A 15,446-nucleotide genomic window follows, 5' to 3' on the forward strand; every position below is an offset into this window, starting at 1 on the left:
GCTTATTTCCAGCGCATGGTCATGAAGAACCCGACCATCACGATGCTGAACCCGATGATGATGTTCCAGCCGCCGGCGGCGCTGACCGGAAGATCGCCGGAGGTGACGTACCAGGTGATCAGCCACAGCAGCCCCACGATCATCAGTCCGAACATGATGGTCTTGTACCAGGTGGACAGTGACTCGTTGTCCTCCTCGAGATCGTCGAAGCCGAACTGCTCGGCACCGCTCAGCGGGGAGGTGGACTCGCTCGGCTGCTGGCCGCGGGGGGCGCGGTTCTTCCGGCGCTTGGACTCTGGCACGTGGCACTCCTGAGTATTGGGTATCCTATGGACGACTGAAGTCTTCCGCGCCATTCTACGCAAAGCGAGACAGTAACGACGATGACGCCCCCCCTACCGCGCCACGCTGACCCGGCTCAACGGTCAGTTGCCGCTGCCACCCGGCGCCAGCGCCGCCGCCGGCCCCTGGGCGCGAAGATCATGGGCGGATTCGGTGAGATCCTCATCACCCTGGGGGTGCTGGGTCTGCTGTTCGTGGTCTGGGAGCTGTGGTGGACCGGCATCGAGGCGGAGTCCGACCGGCAGGACTCGCTGGACGAGTTCTACGCCAATATGCCCGCACGCCCTGCGGTCTCCGATGGTGATGACGGTGACAATGACGATGACGGCCCGAACCCGGCAGACTTCGAGGTCTGCTACACCCTGGACGACGGCACAGAGATCGGCTGCGCGGACCATATGCGCGCACAGACCGGGTCCGAGCAGATCATGGGCACTGTCTACGCCCCGCGGCTGGGCGAGAACTGGGCCGCTCCCATCCGGTACGGGGTCAGCGCCACTCAGATCGACCGCGGCGGTGTGGGGCACTACCCGAACACCCAGTGGCCCGATGAGCCCGGCAACTTCGCCTTGGCCGGTCACCGCAACACCAACGCCTCCATGCTGGGCAATCAGGACAGCCTGCAGATCGGGGACCCCATCTACGTGGTCTCCTATGACGGCATCTATGTCTATGAGGTTCGTGAGCGCCAGGTGGTGCTGCCGAATCAGACGGAGGTCCTGAACCCGGTGCCCAGTGATTCGGCAGCGGAGGCGGAGTTCGGTGTGCTGACCTTCACCACCTGTCATCCGATGTTCTCCAACCGGGAGCGGCTGATCCACCATGCCGAGATCGTGGACTTTGTGCCGATCGGCGCAGAGGCCCCGGCGGATCTGGTTCACCATGAGCCGATCACCCAAATGTTCTACGCAGGGGGGGCTGGCTGATTATGTACGCCTGGTTCTTCAGAGAGCTGCTGCCCGGCCCGCTGTGGGTGCGAATCATCCTGACAGTGGTACTGCTGGCTGCCGTGGTCTACGGGTTGATGGAATTCGTCTTTCCCTGGTTGAGCGAGTACAGCCCATTGGGCGATGTCACCCTTGAGGACGGATGAGTGGCCGCTATGACTCGCATTCTGGTCATCGACAACTACGACAGCTTCGTCTACACCCTGGTCGGCTACTTACGTGAGCTCGGTGCTGAAACCACGGTGATCCGCAATGACGATCTCAGCCTCACCGAGGTCACGCAGCTGGCATCCGAACATGATGGAGTGTTGATCTCACCAGGGCCGGGCACTCCCGCCGAGGCAGGCGTGTCTGTGGAGCTGATCCGGTGGTGCGAGCAGGCGAGCTCACCGATGCTCGGGGTGTGCCTGGGGCATCAGGGGCTGGGCGAGGCCTTCGGCGCCACCGTGGCCCATGCCGAGCAGCTGATGCATGGCAAGACCTCGGCGGTGACCCATACCGGGCATGCCTCCTTCGCCGGGCTGCCGGAGACCTTTGCCGCCACCCGCTATCACTCACTGGCGGTGAAGCCGGAGACTGTCCCGGAGGTCCTGGAGGTCACGGCCACCACCGCAGACGGAGTGATCATGGGCTTGGCGCATCGCAGCGCACCGCTGTGGGGCATGCAGTACCACCCTGAGTCGGTGCTCACCGAGGGCGGGTACCGGATGCTGGGCAACTGGCTGGAGTCCCTGGGCCATACCGGTGCCGCCGCCAAGGCTGTCGACCTCAATCCAATTCGCTGAATCAGCAATATTCGCGCTGGCTGTGTCATCGGCACTTTTTGGGAATACCACATGGCGTTTGAACCGTACTGGGTTTTATTCCCCTTGTGAAGTGTTCTGGGTTTGGTTCCCTTCGGTTGTGAGAATCTTACACAACCCCTTTAGGAGGAAACATGCCCAGGACACACCGTCGCGTGCTGCCTTGATCAAGTCCCCGGGAAATGAACCTAGCTACGCGGGGACTTCCCAGGACCCTCGTCGCGTCTTGGACAAGCATAGAGTGAATGCGTAAGAATAGCGTAGTGAGTAAGATCATTGTGAGCCAAAGCACGTCTAGCCTTCATTGGGTTAAACATCCGGTCCCATCTACCTGGGGTGGCGTCATGAATAATCCACTCGGAAGCATCAACCTGCCCAGTGCTCACCCCGCTGCTTCTGCCGGGTGCCATCGGTTCACCGGAGAATCCCAGCACCAGCATCTCGACCCAAGCGCTCCACCGCCCTGGACAACATCCCCTGTATTATACTCTGAGGTACTCTGTGTCACCGACCACCACCCCACCTGGACGTGTCCTGATCACTGGAGGCGCCAACGGCATCGGCGCAGCTATCGCCGAACGTTGCAGTGGGGACGGCTACCAGCCGGTGGTGCTGGATCGTGAAGGCCACAACGCCATTCACTGCGATCTAGCTGATCCGTCCTCCACCATTCAAGCCTTGGAAACCGCGCTGGAGGACGGCCCCATCACCCGGTTGGTGAACAACGTGGGTGCGGTATTCCCCAACGCACTAAGCGACCAGTCCGTAGAAGAATTTGAGGCCGCCTTTGCGCTTAACCTGCGCAGTGCCTTCATCTGTGCTCAGACCTTGCTGCCACACATGCGCGAAGCCGGATTCGGGCGCATCGTCTCTATGTCATCCCGTGCCTCATTAGGCAAGAAGCTACGCACTGCTTACTCGGCCACCAAAGCCGGGCTGCAGGGAATGACTCGCACCTGGGCTCTCGAGGAAGGTAGTCACGGGATCACCGCCAACGCGGTGGCTCCAGGACCCATCGCGACTGACTTATTCGCTCAGGCCAATCCAGCCGATGCCGCGGCTACTCACGCCATTATCAACAACGTTCCAGTGCAGCGTATAGGCACCCCAGAAGACGTCGCACATGCTGTGAGCTACCTGCTAGATGAGCGCTCTGGTTTCTTCACCGGGCAGACGCTCTATGTGTGTGGTGGCGTGACCGTAGGAGCTTATCGTGACTGACCGCACCACACCCCTGCACACCGCAGTTATCGGCGGAGGTTCCATAGGAATCGGTTTTGCCGTGGTCTTCGCCCGCGCCGGATTTACCGTAGCGGTGATGGACCCTGACCCTATACGGCGCGAGATAATTCCGAGTGAGTTCGCCGCCAAGCTGCGGACCCTAGCCAGCCACGGTCTGTTACAGGAGTCGCTAGAAGTCCTAGAAGCACGGTTCGCCGTCCACGGGGACCTGGCGGAAGCAGCGTTGGGAGCACAGCTGATTCAGGAGTGCGTGCCCGAGCGAGTCGAACTGAAGCAGGCCCTATTCGCCTCCTTAGCCGGGCTGACCGACGAAAAGTGCATCATCGCCTCATCCTCCTCCTTCATGCCCACCTCGGTCTCCGCGAAAGACACCGGAGTCGAGCAGCGCATCTTGGTGGCCCACCCAGGCAACCCGCCGTATGCTATCCCCGTCATCGAGCTGGTACCGAACCAGCTCACTGACCCAGCGATCGTCCAACGAGCCCACTACATCTACACCCAGGCAGGAATGTCCCCTGTCATGGTGAACAAGGAGATCGAGGGCTTCGTGTTTAACCGTTTGCAAGGCGCATTGCTGCGGGAAGCCTACGCGCTGGTCCGTGATGGCGCTGCCTCAGTTGACGACATCGACACTGTTGTCCGCGACGGCCTAGGACGTCGGTGGACCTTCATGGGTCCGTTCGAAACCGCAGATCTGAACACCCGAGGTGGTATCGCATCGCATGCTGAGAAAATGGGGCCCTCCTATCACCGGATGGGCGGAGAACGTGGAGATACCTCCGAATGGACTCCCGAGTTGATCGCCCAGGTCGAGGCTGAGCGCCGAGCTATGCTCCCTTCAGACCAGTGGGATGATCGGACGGCCTGGCGCGATGATCAGTTACTACGCCGGCTAGCTGCTGCCGAAGCGAACAAGTCCGTCCTGTGAAATGCCCTGATCAAGACACAAGATTGGCTCTTAAACTCGGCAACCAGCTCTCCCTGCCGCGCCCTTCCTCACGCATCTCGCGACGGGGTCAAAGGCGCTCGAAGATCATAGCCATTCCCTGACCACCAGCGGTGCACATGGTTTCCAGTCCATACTGCTTATCGGTGAATTCCAGGCCGTTAAGCAGGGTCGCCATGATACGAACACCGGTCATTCCGTAGGGGTGTCCTACTGCAATGGCTCCGCCGTTAATATTGAGTCTGTCCTCTCCTAAGCCCAATTCACGCGCACAGCCGATAACCTGGGCAGCGAAGGCCTCATTGATCTCTACCAGGTCAATGTCCTTCATCGTCATTCCTGCGTGGACCAGCGCCTGCTTCGATGCCTCAATCGGACCCAACCCCATGATCTCAGGGGAAAGGCTCGAGACTCCCGTGGAAACGATGCGAGCCAAGGGCTTGAGTCCCAGCTGTTTCGCCTTGGCGCCGCTGACGATAACTGAAGCTGCAGCTCCGTCGTTGAGTGGACAAGCGTTTCCAGCCGTTACCGTTCCATTCTCCCGAAACACAGGCTTGAGTTGGCTGACTGCTTCAATGGTAGTTCCGAAGCGTGGGCTATCATCCTGGGCAACCACGGTGCCGTCTGGAAGGGTCAACGGGGTGATTTCACGCTCGTAGAAGCCAGCTCTGATGGCCGCTTCAGCGCGATTCTGACTCTGCACCGCCCATTGATCCTGCTCCTGGCGGCTTATACCCAGAAACTGCGCAACGTTCTCAGCAGTCTGACCCATGGAGACATATGCATCAGGCCGCAGACCTTGCTCTCGTGGTTCTGACCATGTACCTTCACCCCTAGCGAGAGACTGAGTACGTTCGGCGCCCTCGGCAAAGATAGGGTTCTTGGTGTGGGGCCAAGAATCTGGAGTTCCTTTGTGAAAACGCGAGACAGCTTCCACACCGGCTGAGATGAACGCATCGCCCTCCCCGGCTTTGATGGCGTGGAATGCCATCCTGCTGGTCTGCAGAGATGAAGCACAATATCGCTGTACCGTAGTAGCTGGAACCCAGTCCATGTCCAGTATTTCAGCGACGATGCGCCCAACGTTAAAACCATTTTCGCCTCCAGGCTGTCCACACCCCATCATCATGTCGTAGAGATCATGAGTATCTAGTTCTGGGACCTGATCCAATGCGGCCCGAACCATTTGGGCTGCCATGTCATCGCCACGCATACCCGTGAGTGAGCCTTTTCTCGCACGACCGATCGGCGAGCGTGCGATGGAAACGATCACCGCATCGTTCTTGTGAAAGCTACTCATTATGCTTCACCGTGCTGTATCAGTCGCGTACCTGGAATCACGCTGATGAACTCCGTAATGCACACAGGTTTCACGATACCTTCGGCCTCAACCCGCACCTCAAACTTCAATTGGATACCGCTGGAAGCTTGGGCAAATGATTTCAAAGTGGTGAAGCCACGAAGGACGGAATCTGTTGGAACGGAAGCGGGGAACCGCACTCGATCAAGACCGTAGTTGAGTCGGCTCGGAGCATCCTCAATGTTGAGCAATTGCTGGTTCATCCCGGCGGTCAGCGAAAGCACCAGGAAACCGTGGGCAATGGTGGTTCCGACTGGGGTGCTTGCTGCTCTTTCCGGATCGGTATGAATCCACTGCCAATCACCAGTGGCTTCAGCAAACAGATTAATGCGTTCCTGAGTCATCGTGATGGGCTCAGATGGTCCCAGCTCGACATCGATAATCTCGTTGAGCTGAGCAATCGTGATGGTTTTCTTCAGGAGAGGGTTTTCTCTAGTCATGGTGCTTATTCCTTCACCAGGTTATCTGCCGAGAGGGGACCATCGGCTTGGGCAACGAATACAGTTCTGCCACTTTCCGTGTGTGCTTCGATGGCGCAGAGCACCCGCGGGGACTCACCCGGAATGACTCGCTGAAAAGTAGGAACCAGCGTGACGGATTCACCGGTAATGCTGCTGCCGGTGATCTTGGCAACCAGTCGCCCAGAGGACATCCATTCAAGAGGTGAGGACAGACGGGTCATGACTTGAGAAGCCAGTTCAAAAAGATACATCCCCTGCAGGATGGTCCCGCCGAAGAACTTCTCTGCCACCACCGGATCAGTGTGAATTGGGCCATCCGTGGCGGTGACACGCCCAAAATCATCCAGCAACTGCTGTTCAACGGTGAACTCGACCGGCACCATGTGCAGTTCCGGAATCGTTTCGTCGGAGTTCTTTCCCCCATCGAAGAGCCCGAATTCGAAGGTCTTCGGCGCTGTCGAATCACGTTCATCAACCTTGCCCGGAATAACAAAGCTCTTGTAAGCAGTCAGCACATGATCGTCTCCAGTGAAGACACGATATTCAAGGGTAAAGTTGCGCTTTCCTCGACGTACGCTCCGATCGCCCACGACTATGAGAACTCTCACCGGAAGTTCTGGATTGGAAAGACCATGAAATTCCACGGCTTCCTTAGCATGCACTGTTCCTTGAGGCATTCTCACATAGGCTTTGACGGCGTGCAGGGTGTCATAAGCCAAAGTAGCGAAAACAGTTTCGTCGTACACCTGTCCTGCGGGATCGACAATGCTTTGAAATTCTCGTACATGATCAACATCGAATATCGGGTGATACTCCCCAAGCACGTCACCGACGATCAAGTTATCCCACGAGAGCAGTTGTTGTAATTCCATTCGTTTTGTTCCACTCACCTTGATGAAGAAATACTGTCTGGTTGCGGTAGATCGGCTTTCCGAATCTTGCCTGTGGCTGTTTTAGGAAGTTTTTGCATCAAATGGATCGTAGGAACCTTATAGGTGGCCATGTGCTCACGACCCCACTGTTCCAGCTCCTCAGCCGTCACGTCCGCCTCTGAGCGCAACTGAACGAAAGCATGGACACTCTGACCCTTCTTATCGTCGGGATGCCCGACGACGGCTACTGTCTCCACTTCAGAGTGACGAGCCATCAACACCTCGACCTCACTGGGGAAGACGCTCATGCCGTTGACTTTGAGCATCTCCTTTTGTCGCCCCAGATAATGCAATGCACCTTCAGGGGAGATCTTTCCGATGTCCCCTGTCAATACCCAACCATCTCTCAGCGATTCTTTGGTTTTCTCATCCGCTTGCCAATATCCATTGAAGTTCGATGGTGAGCGCAAGGCGATCTCTCCTGAGTCACCGATCGGCAGAGGCTCGTGGGTCTTCGGATCGATGACCAAAAAATCCGTTCCCGGCATGGGAAGCCCCACAAAAATCGGCTCACTGTGCAGGTCAAAGTCATCAATGTCGAACCCTGTGGTAAAGGTATTGGAAGTATGAGTCTCAGTCGCGCCGAAACCAGACTCCCGAAGAACACTGTTGCCACCGGTCGCTTTCTCCCACTGCCGCCGAATTTCCTCGGAGAGTCGGCGCGAGAAAGACATAGCTCGCAAATGACGTAGAGAACCGAGCTGACGGGCAGGGTCTTCAGCTCTTTCCAACAATTCCAGATAACTCTCGACAACACTGCTCATCGCTGTCACCTGATATTCTTCGATAGCCTGCAGTGCAGTGACGACGTCCCAGCGTGCCAGCAGCACAACGGTGGCTCCAGAAAACAACGGTGCAAGAATGCCGTTGTTTTCACCTGAAATCCAAAAGACCGGGGTGAATGCGAGTACTACTTCTCGCTCCTCAGCTTTCTTACCGATCAGGCCCCATGCAAAGGCACAATTGTGGCCAGCCACTACCATGTTTCCTTGCGTATGCATGCACCCTTTGGGAACACCAGTTGTCCCGCCTGTGTAGTTCAAAGCGGCCAGCGCGCTCGCATCATCCCGAATCGGGTGCAGCGCAGGGCCAGCGATGAGCTCAGTCCAATCGCTGTGAGTCAGTTCCTCAGCATCATCCGGCTTTAGGATCTTAGGAAGCCGCATGATGACATCACCTGAGATCAATTCTCGGATTTCCAGGACCACAACATGCTTCACTGTCTCCAAGTCAGAAGTTTGAACGATGTCCAGCAGGAAATTGGGACTGATGATGACACTGATGCCGGCATCGTTTGCTTCGTATTCCAGCTCAGCACGCTTAAACATCGGGTTGATCGGAACATGGACAGCTCCCGCTTTCAGGGTGCCCAGCATCAGGACGATGAACTGCGGACAGTTCGGCAAGAACAGACCGACCCTGTCTCCACGTTGCACCCCCTTGCGCTGTAACCATCCAGCAAAGTTATCGCTCCATTGGTCCAGCTGTGCATAGGTGATGGTAGTTCCATAGAACTCGATAGCGGGATGATCCGTGTACTTCTTGACATTCGTTCGAAAAATCTCGACGAATGTTCTCTCGCTGATCTCCTCAGGAAAATCCCGGGGGACATGCTCCGGCCAGCTCAGCTCTTGCCGCATGCGAAGTTCACGTCGCTGAGTTTCGACCCGCTCACTCCAACTCTGCTGATTAGATGTGACGGCCACCGGCAACCTCCAAAACCACTCCAGTTATGTAGCTGCTCAAATCCGAGCCCAAGAATAGAGCCGCATTGGCGATATCGCGTGGATCACCAGCGCGACCCAGCGGGATCTCCTGCTCACGCTGGGTAAAGATGTCTTCAGGCATAGCCATCGTCATCGCGGTTTTGATCAGTCCAGGTTGGATGGCGTTGACACGCACTCCCTTGAAACCGACTTCCTTGGCTGCGGCTTTGGTCAATCCGACGATGCCGGCCTTGGCAGCCGCATAATTGGTCTGGCCGATGTTTCCGACCTTGCCAGAGATGGACGAGAGATTCACAATAGCGCCCTGGCCCTGCTCACGCATGACGTCAGCTGCGCTTTTGGTCCCAAGCCAGCAACCTAGCAAGTGAACCTGGATCACTTGGTTGAATTCGGCAAGAGTCATCCGGCGCATGGTGGCGTCTCGGGTAATTCCCGCGTTGTTCACCATGACATCGATAGAGCCGAACTTCTCCACCGCACCATCAACTAGGACGTGCATCTCTTCGGGAGACGTCACATCGCACCGTATTGCAGATGCCGTAAAACCAGCAACGTCGAGTTCGGCTGCAGCATTCTCTGCACCTTCTCCGTTGATGTCGGATACCACCACTGAAGCTCCCTGTTCGGCAAAGACCTGGCAGATCTCACGGCCGATACCTTGGCTACCACCAGTGACGACAGCTACTCTTCCATCCAGCAATTTCATGAGATCTTCCTCTCGAAGGCATTACGCGTGCTACCGGCTAAGGATGCGATGATCACGACAGATCGTAATGTTGCTCACATCCATCACCTAAATATACAATATATTATTCCTACTGAAATAGGAATCCCCGAAATTTCCTGCTGGCACCCCTGGCATGCGAGCAAAGACACGCGCGACAGCCTCCTCGCTCAACTTTCCGCTGAGTAGCCGAAGGGCATGTTTGTGACGTTAGAATATTTGATATGCGATTCTGGAATGTGCCGTGATGCCAATCAACAACGCATCCGGCTTTCAGCGGAAACAGCTCAGCAATCACATTGCGGAGCACATTCGCGCCGAAATCTTGGAGGGCGTGCATCGGCCAGGTGAGTTCTTACGCCTTGACGACATCGCACAGAATCTCGGGGTCAGTGTCACTCCCGTCAGAGAAGCGTTCATGGCTTTGAGTGTGGAGGGGTTCGTTCGTCACGCGGAACGACGCGGCTTCCTCGTTTCCACGCTCAAGCGGCGTGACTTTGAAGACCTCTATGGCCTGCTGGCCCAAGTAGCTGCACGTTTAGCTGAGCGTGCCGCCACGGCAATCACCCACAAGGAAATCGACCAGTTACGGCATATTCACAGTCGATTGGTGGAAGCTGCACAAGCCGGAAGGTTCGACGAAGTGGAACAAGCCAACGACGAATTTCACCGGGTGATCAACCGCACCGCAGATTCCTCAAAACTTGCTTGGGTTCTCTTAGGAGTGCTGAAATATGTACCCAAACGGCTTTATGCCAACATCGCCGGCATGTCCGACATGCTCATTGAGCAGCACGGTCGAATCCTCAAGGCCCTCGAAGATCACGATCCGCTCGAAGCATCCACCGCAATGTATGAGCACGAAGAGAAATCTATGCGAGAAGTTGTTGAAAGCCTCGAGCAACGTGGCCTTTTCAAAGCAGACGGGTCGACAGACTGACTCCAAACGGGTCCGCGACAAGTGGACTCAGCGCTTCTTCATAGTTCCGGTAGAAGCAACCATCGTACTCTTCCGCGGCTCAGGCATCAGTCGCGCGTAGAGATGCCTGTCATGCGTGCCGTGGAAGTCCCTTGATCGTCTGCTCAAAGTTCACAAGCGCTGTCCGATGACCCAGCTGAACCTGACGCTCGTTATGCCACACTTTCGCTGAAGTTCTGAGCAAAACTCTCCACAGCCTTCCCTTCTCTCGAGTTTAATATATTGTATATTTATGGGATGTGGTGATCCAGGTCACCAATCGCTGACCGACTGACCCTTGACTGAGGAGAAACCCATGAGGAAGAAACACCAGTTGCCTGCATTCACGGCCCTAATGGTCACAGGAATGATCGTCACAGGCTGCGCAGCCGGAGATGATTCTGATGCAGAGTTCCCCAGCGACACCATTGAAATCATCGTTCCCTTCTCCGCCGGAGGTGCCAGCGATGTACAGGCTCGAGCCTTTGCGCAGGCCTATGAGGAGGCCAACGGCGATACCATTCTTGTCGTGAATCGACCCGGCGGCGGAACTTCAATTGGCACAATGGAAGCGGCCGGTGCTGACCCCGACGGACACACCCTGCTGCATTCAACTGCGTCCACGTTCATCTCGCTACCCCTCATGGAGGAGGTTAATTTCGACACAGAAGACTTCCGCTCCATCATTAGCTACGGCGACTTGCCAACCATCGTGCTTGCCAACGCCGACTCGGGATGGGAATCCCTCGACGATGTGTCGACGGACGCACAACTCACGATAGCCACTACAGCTCCGGGGAACGTGCTCCACCTCACCGTATCGAATTTCATCGATGAAGCCGGCGGCACCAGCACCTACCTACCCTTCGATTCCTCGAATGAAACAATCCAAGCCGTTGCCAACGGCAATGCTGACCTGGCTGGCGTGGATCCCGGACTAGCCATACCACGAATTGAATCCGGCGAAGTAGTGCCGCTGGCAGTTGCATCAACTGAACGGCTTGAAGCTCTGCCAGACGTTCCAACGTTCGAGGAAGAGGGATTCGAGCGATCGCATGATCGGTACTCACGTAGTGCGCTCACTGTGCCCGCAGACACGCCAGACGAAGCGGTCGAAGCGCTCAAAGAAGGGGCTGAGCGTGCATTCGAGACAGAGACCTGGCAGAACTACGTAAGCTCTACCTATATACATGAACCCGCTTACGAGGGCGAGGAATTCTTGGAAATCTTTGTTCCCAACGAAACCGAATGGACTCGTGAATCACTCGAATTCGCTGGAATCACGCCACGTGAACAATAGTCATCGATCGTAGTTCTGCAGACTAGAGAATAGGAACAGCCATGAACAGTCGATTGGTTGACATGCGTCAACAGTTACGTGACACCTGGGCACACGTTCTCGTTGTTCTTGTGCTGGCAATCATATTCGCGATCGCACTGTGGTCCGGCTATGCGTTGGGCACGGGCACCTTTGCGTCCCCAGGCACGGGATTGTGGCCAGTTCTTGCCTCATCTGCAGGGGTCGTGCTTTCACTGCTCGTCTTGATTCATCATACGCTGAGCGGGAAGGAAAAGGTCATACCCTCAAACGAACTGTTCAGTGACGTGTCTTGGCGGAAAGTGTTGGTCTTTTCAGCAAGTGTTACGGCGTTCCTGATCTTATACTCGCTAATTGGGTTTTTGTTGTCGGCAACGCTCCTGATATTTGTGCTACTGAAATATGCATTTGAAGCCCGTTGGGCGCTTTCAATCATCATGTCTATTGTCGCCCCTCTGCTGCTCTACGTAATCTTCACGGAACTCCTCAGTGTACGGCTTTAAGGGATATTTCTCATGACAATAAAAGATAGCTATAGACGGTAGGAGGAACCGTGGAGATACTTGACGGATTACTTTCGGGACTTAGCGTTGCGTTTTCCCCAATGAATCTGTTGTTCGTCGCCCTGGGAGTCACTCTCGGGACGGTTTTCGGGCTACTACCGGGAATTGGACCAACGGCAGCAGTAGCTCTTCTCTTGCCGCTCACTTTTACCATGGAGCCCGCTTCGGGCGTCATTATGCTGGCAGGAATCTACTACGGAAGTATGTATGGTGGGCGCATACCAGCTATTCTTATGAGATTGCCAGGAGATTCCTCTTCGGTGCTAACGACCCTAGACGGCTATCCGCTGACTCAACAAGGCCGAGCTGGCGCGGCATTGGGAATTACGGCGATTGGCTCCTTCCTAGGTGGGACCGTCGCGATTATTGGACTCACGATACTGGCTCCGACTTTAGCTCGTTATGCGAGTGTTTTTGCTCCCCCTGAGCTGTTCTTGCTCATGACCTTCGGCTTGTTGATGATTGTGCTCATCGCATCAGGAAACGTAGTCAAGAGCATTATCATGGCGCTGTTTGGAATACTCATAGCAACTATCGGCATGGATCCGATCACAGGCACCTCTCGCCTGACGTTCGGTTCCTATGAGCTGAGCGCAGGAATTGGAATCATACCGCTGGCGATCGGGCTCTTCGGCATTGGAGAAGTTCTCAACAACATGGCTAGCGGTGATAATAGACGTCAGTCGATTGGAAAAATGAATGGTGTTATGCCAACTTGGGCTGACTGGGTTGTCTCAAGAATGGCAATTCTTCGAGCTTCTATTCTTGGTTTCTTCATCGGAGTATTACCCGGAGGAGGAGGCACAGTTTCTTCTGTATTTGCTTATGGCGTCGAGAAAAAATTGTCGAAGAACCCAGAGAAATTCGGTAAAGGGGCTATTGATGGGCTCGCTGCGACCGAAACAGCAGACAATGCTTCGTCAAATTCTGCATTTGTGCCGCTGCTGACTCTCGGGGTGCCTCCGAATCCCGTGTTGGCATTGATCTTCGGAGCTCTTCTGCTACAGAACATCACGCCTGGACCACAGCTGGTGAATGAGCATCCTGACGTCTTCTACGGTGTGATTGCCTCCATGTACATCGGCAACATCATCCTACTGCTTTTGAATTTACCTATGATTCGCGTCTTCGTTTCCATACTTCGAATTCCGCAGTCACTCTTAGGACCGCTAGTAATACTCATCGCTATCTGTGGTGTCTATGCTGTAGCGAACAGCATGTTTGATGTCCTGCTGATGATGGTGTTCGGTCTTCTCGGATTCATTCTTCGCAGATTCGCTTTTGATCTCACACCTCTCATCCTTGGTTTTATTCTCGGTCCAATGCTTGAAGTCGAGTGGCGACGCACGATGATCATGTCCGGTGGTTCTATGGACATTTTTATGGAACGAACAGGTTCACTGATCATTCTGCTGCTATTGCTAACCACTGTGCTCTTAGTTGCGTTTAATGCAATGAAGAGACGGCGAAGCCTGATGCATCGTGTCAGAAACATCGCATCCGAAGAGATGTAGAACTAAACCGGCTCATCGCAGATGAGGGTGAAGCAAGGGCCCAAATCCTCCGGTATCCAGCAGTGCTCGGGTAATGTAGTTGGCCAGGTTTGAAGAACCCCAGGACGGTCCCACACAGGTGCTCCAGGGGACCGTTCATCGCTTATGCCGATCTTTCTGGTGTCGTCGCTGGTCAGCAGTGATTTGAGGCGTTCTTTGTCGGCATAGTCAGTCAAATGCCCACGTCGGCATTTGATAGCCTCTGTCCCGCCGTTGTTGGCCCGGGCGGTGGTGAAGTATGCCAGGATCTCGGTGCGCCAGCGGCGTAGGGTTCGGCCGAGTCTGGCGATCTCCGGGACTGGGCAGGACCGGAAAGACTCCAGGACTTTGATCGCGATCCTGCGTCCGGCGCGCAGGTCTTTGTGTTGGTTGGCGGCCCGGAGTTCTTGAGTGCATTGGAAGGCCAGGAAGACTTCCTCATGGCGGGGGTCAGCGGTGATGACTTCCTTGATCTTCTGGCATTGTTTCTCGGTGAGGTTCACGATGCCTGTCTGCAGCAGCCGGCGGATCCCGTAGAAGTGGATCACCCTTACGGCCCCGGTGTCCCCGGGGTCTGCTGTTGGACTCGGCGACGGACTTCATCAACGGCTTGGGTGCCGAGGTGAGATCGGGCCGGAGCGCCCTGCCCGCCATTTCGGTGGGTGGGTTTCTCCGGCCCGTCTCCCGAACCGGACGTGCGGCTTCCACCGCATCCGGCTCTCTACGGGTTCGTGCCGCTGGTCAGGCGGCGTCGGTGTTCGGTTCCCACGGTGTCGGGATCTTCGTTCCGCGGTAGCGGTAACGAGTGATCGGTACTGTCCCGCAGTTGAACAGTGAGACACCGTCGTGCTCTGGCCACCAACTGTTGGCCAGGTAGCGCCGTTTCAGCCACTTCCAAGTGGCACGTTTGTGTTTGCGTCGGAGCCAGTGCACGATCCGTTCCCAGGTGAACTGGTGCAGGTGAGCAAAGGTTCGGCTCGACACTCCGTGCCGGAAGTAGCCGGTCCAGCCTCGCAGCACCTGGTTGATGCCACGAAGCAACTCGGACAGGGGCTGGTTCGTGCCCATTTTGGTGATCGCCTTCACCTTCGCCCGGATCGAAGTCAGCGACTTCTTGGAGGGCCAGGTGTAGACGTATCGCTTGTTCGAGCCCTGCTGGCGTTGCCGTTGGATACGGAACCCCAGGAACTCGAACCCCTCGTCGATGTAAGCGGTCAGCGTCTTGTGCTCCGACAGGCGCAGACCCATCGGAGCGAGCACTGCTGCAACCTCGTCCCGCAGTTCCTCGGCGTGTGCCTCGTGGCGCGCGAAGTCGTCGGCGTAGCGCACAAGGCGATACGTGGCATCTCCATGATTTCGGCGGGTGAAGCGCCCTGGGTCTGGTGGAGGGATTTCATTCTGTGCCTGATCTGATCGAAGCGATTAAGGCCTCCTTGGCCGCGCACAACGACGAACCCAAGCCGCTGATCTGGACCGCGACCGCCGACGCGGTCCTCGAAAAAGTCACCCGAGGACGCGTCGCCCTCCAACCTGACTCGTGCCATTTTTCCATGAAGTCGGCTGGGACGGCCGTGGATCGGCTTGTTTCCGG

General features: G+C 56.1%; 17 protein-coding genes and 1 pseudogene. 10 read left to right on the forward strand and 8 right to left on the reverse strand.

The features are described from left to right. Positions 1 to 2: 2 nt before the first annotated feature. Positions 3 to 302, reverse strand: a complete 300-nt coding sequence (locus tag DVO78_RS06700; protein ID WP_120004044.1) for a cell division protein CrgA — start codon at positions 300 to 302, stop codon at positions 3 to 5. 81 nt (positions 303 to 383) lie between these two features. Here DVO78_RS06700 and DVO78_RS06705 point away from each other — a divergent pair, with 81 nt between their 5' ends. The 5 genes from DVO78_RS06705 to DVO78_RS06720 all read left to right on the forward strand — a co-directional run bounded on the left by DVO78_RS06705 (position 384) and on the right by DVO78_RS06720 (position 4,262). Then, the gene (locus tag DVO78_RS06705; protein WP_120004045.1) at positions 384 to 1,268 is read left to right on the forward strand and encodes a class E sortase; all 885 of its coding nucleotides are present in this window, start codon (positions 384 to 386) and stop codon (positions 1,266 to 1,268) included. Positions 1,269 to 1,270: 2 nt separating this feature from the next. Next, on the forward strand, positions 1,271 to 1,435 hold the full coding sequence (locus tag DVO78_RS17725; protein WP_202912113.1) for a hypothetical protein: 165 nt from the start codon (positions 1,271 to 1,273) through the stop codon (positions 1,433 to 1,435). Between the two features lie 9 nt (positions 1,436 to 1,444). Further along, positions 1,445 to 2,074, forward strand: coding sequence for an anthranilate synthase component II (locus DVO78_RS06710; protein WP_120004046.1), 630 nt, complete (start codon positions 1,445 to 1,447; stop codon positions 2,072 to 2,074). Positions 2,075 to 2,593: 519 nt separating this feature from the next. Beyond that, entirely contained in the window at positions 2,594 to 3,313 is a 720-nt protein-coding gene (locus DVO78_RS06715; RefSeq protein WP_120004064.1) for an SDR family NAD(P)-dependent oxidoreductase, read from the forward strand. Beyond that, positions 3,306 to 4,262 carry a 3-hydroxyacyl-CoA dehydrogenase gene (locus tag DVO78_RS06720; RefSeq protein ID WP_120004047.1) on the forward strand — a complete coding sequence of 319 codons (957 nt, stop codon included), beginning with the start codon at positions 3,306 to 3,308 and terminating at the stop codon, positions 4,260 to 4,262. Before DVO78_RS06715 ends, DVO78_RS06720 begins: the two co-directional genes overlap by 8 nt. A gap of 88 nt (positions 4,263 to 4,350) precedes the next feature. Here DVO78_RS06720 and DVO78_RS06725 read toward each other — a convergent pair whose 3' ends face one another. From DVO78_RS06725 to fabG, 5 genes are read right to left on the reverse strand one after another with little or no spacing between them, the layout of a single operon-like run. Beyond that, entirely contained in the window at positions 4,351 to 5,580 is a 1,230-nt protein-coding gene (locus tag DVO78_RS06725) for an acetyl-CoA C-acetyltransferase (protein WP_120004048.1), read from the reverse strand. Continuing rightward, entirely contained in the window at positions 5,580 to 6,080 is a 501-nt protein-coding gene (locus tag DVO78_RS06730; RefSeq protein ID WP_120004049.1) for a MaoC family dehydratase, read from the reverse strand. The genes DVO78_RS06725 and DVO78_RS06730 overlap by 1 nt, the downstream gene beginning before the upstream one ends. A gap of 5 nt (positions 6,081 to 6,085) precedes the next feature. After that, positions 6,086 to 6,973, reverse strand: coding sequence for a hotdog family protein (locus DVO78_RS06735; protein ID WP_202912114.1), 888 nt, complete (start codon positions 6,971 to 6,973; stop codon positions 6,086 to 6,088). A gap of 14 nt (positions 6,974 to 6,987) precedes the next feature. Beyond that, positions 6,988 to 8,739, reverse strand: a complete 1,752-nt coding sequence (locus tag DVO78_RS06740) for an AMP-binding protein (protein WP_202912115.1) — start codon at positions 8,737 to 8,739, stop codon at positions 6,988 to 6,990. After that, a complete protein-coding gene (gene fabG / locus DVO78_RS06745; RefSeq protein ID WP_120004051.1) occupies positions 8,723 to 9,466 on the reverse strand; it encodes a 3-oxoacyl-ACP reductase FabG in 744 nt (247 codons plus the stop codon). The genes DVO78_RS06740 and fabG overlap by 17 nt, the downstream gene beginning before the upstream one ends. A gap of 265 nt (positions 9,467 to 9,731) precedes the next feature. Here fabG and DVO78_RS06750 point away from each other — a divergent pair, with 265 nt between their 5' ends. The 4 genes from DVO78_RS06750 to DVO78_RS06765 all read left to right on the forward strand — a co-directional run bounded on the left by DVO78_RS06750 (position 9,732) and on the right by DVO78_RS06765 (position 13,837). Then, entirely contained in the window at positions 9,732 to 10,424 is a 693-nt protein-coding gene (locus DVO78_RS06750) for a GntR family transcriptional regulator (protein WP_120004052.1), read from the forward strand. 334 nt (positions 10,425 to 10,758) lie between these two features. Beyond that, positions 10,759 to 11,742 (forward strand): tripartite tricarboxylate transporter substrate binding protein, encoded by a 984-nt coding sequence (locus DVO78_RS06755; protein WP_120004053.1) that lies wholly within the window; start codon positions 10,759 to 10,761, stop codon positions 11,740 to 11,742. A 41-nt stretch (positions 11,743 to 11,783) separates the two neighbouring features. Further along, positions 11,784 to 12,263 (forward strand): tripartite tricarboxylate transporter TctB family protein, encoded by a 480-nt coding sequence (locus DVO78_RS06760; protein ID WP_120004054.1) that lies wholly within the window; start codon positions 11,784 to 11,786, stop codon positions 12,261 to 12,263. Between the two features lie 50 nt (positions 12,264 to 12,313). Further along, on the forward strand, positions 12,314 to 13,837 hold the full coding sequence (locus DVO78_RS06765; RefSeq protein WP_120004055.1) for a tripartite tricarboxylate transporter permease: 1,524 nt from the start codon (positions 12,314 to 12,316) through the stop codon (positions 13,835 to 13,837). Between the two features lie 2 nt (positions 13,838 to 13,839). On the opposite strand, the gene DVO78_RS18240 is transcribed toward DVO78_RS06765, so the two are convergent. Both DVO78_RS18240 and DVO78_RS06775 read right to left on the reverse strand, forming a co-directional pair. Beyond that, a complete protein-coding gene (locus tag DVO78_RS18240; protein ID WP_120004056.1) occupies positions 13,840 to 14,403 on the reverse strand; it encodes a transposase in 564 nt (187 codons plus the stop codon). Between the two features lie 193 nt (positions 14,404 to 14,596). Further along, positions 14,597 to 15,184, reverse strand: a complete 588-nt coding sequence (locus DVO78_RS06775) for a group II intron maturase-specific domain-containing protein (RefSeq protein ID WP_202912116.1) — start codon at positions 15,182 to 15,184, stop codon at positions 14,597 to 14,599. 71 nt (positions 15,185 to 15,255) lie between these two features. On the opposite strand from DVO78_RS06775, the pseudogene DVO78_RS17480 reads away from it, so the two are divergent. Beyond that, a pseudogene (locus tag DVO78_RS17480) lies at positions 15,256 to 15,446 on the forward strand (hypothetical protein); the annotation flags it as partial.

It is taken from the genome of Nesterenkonia muleiensis (genome assembly GCF_003600155.1).
Classification (GTDB): domain Bacteria; phylum Actinomycetota; class Actinomycetes; order Actinomycetales; family Micrococcaceae; genus Nesterenkonia; species Nesterenkonia muleiensis.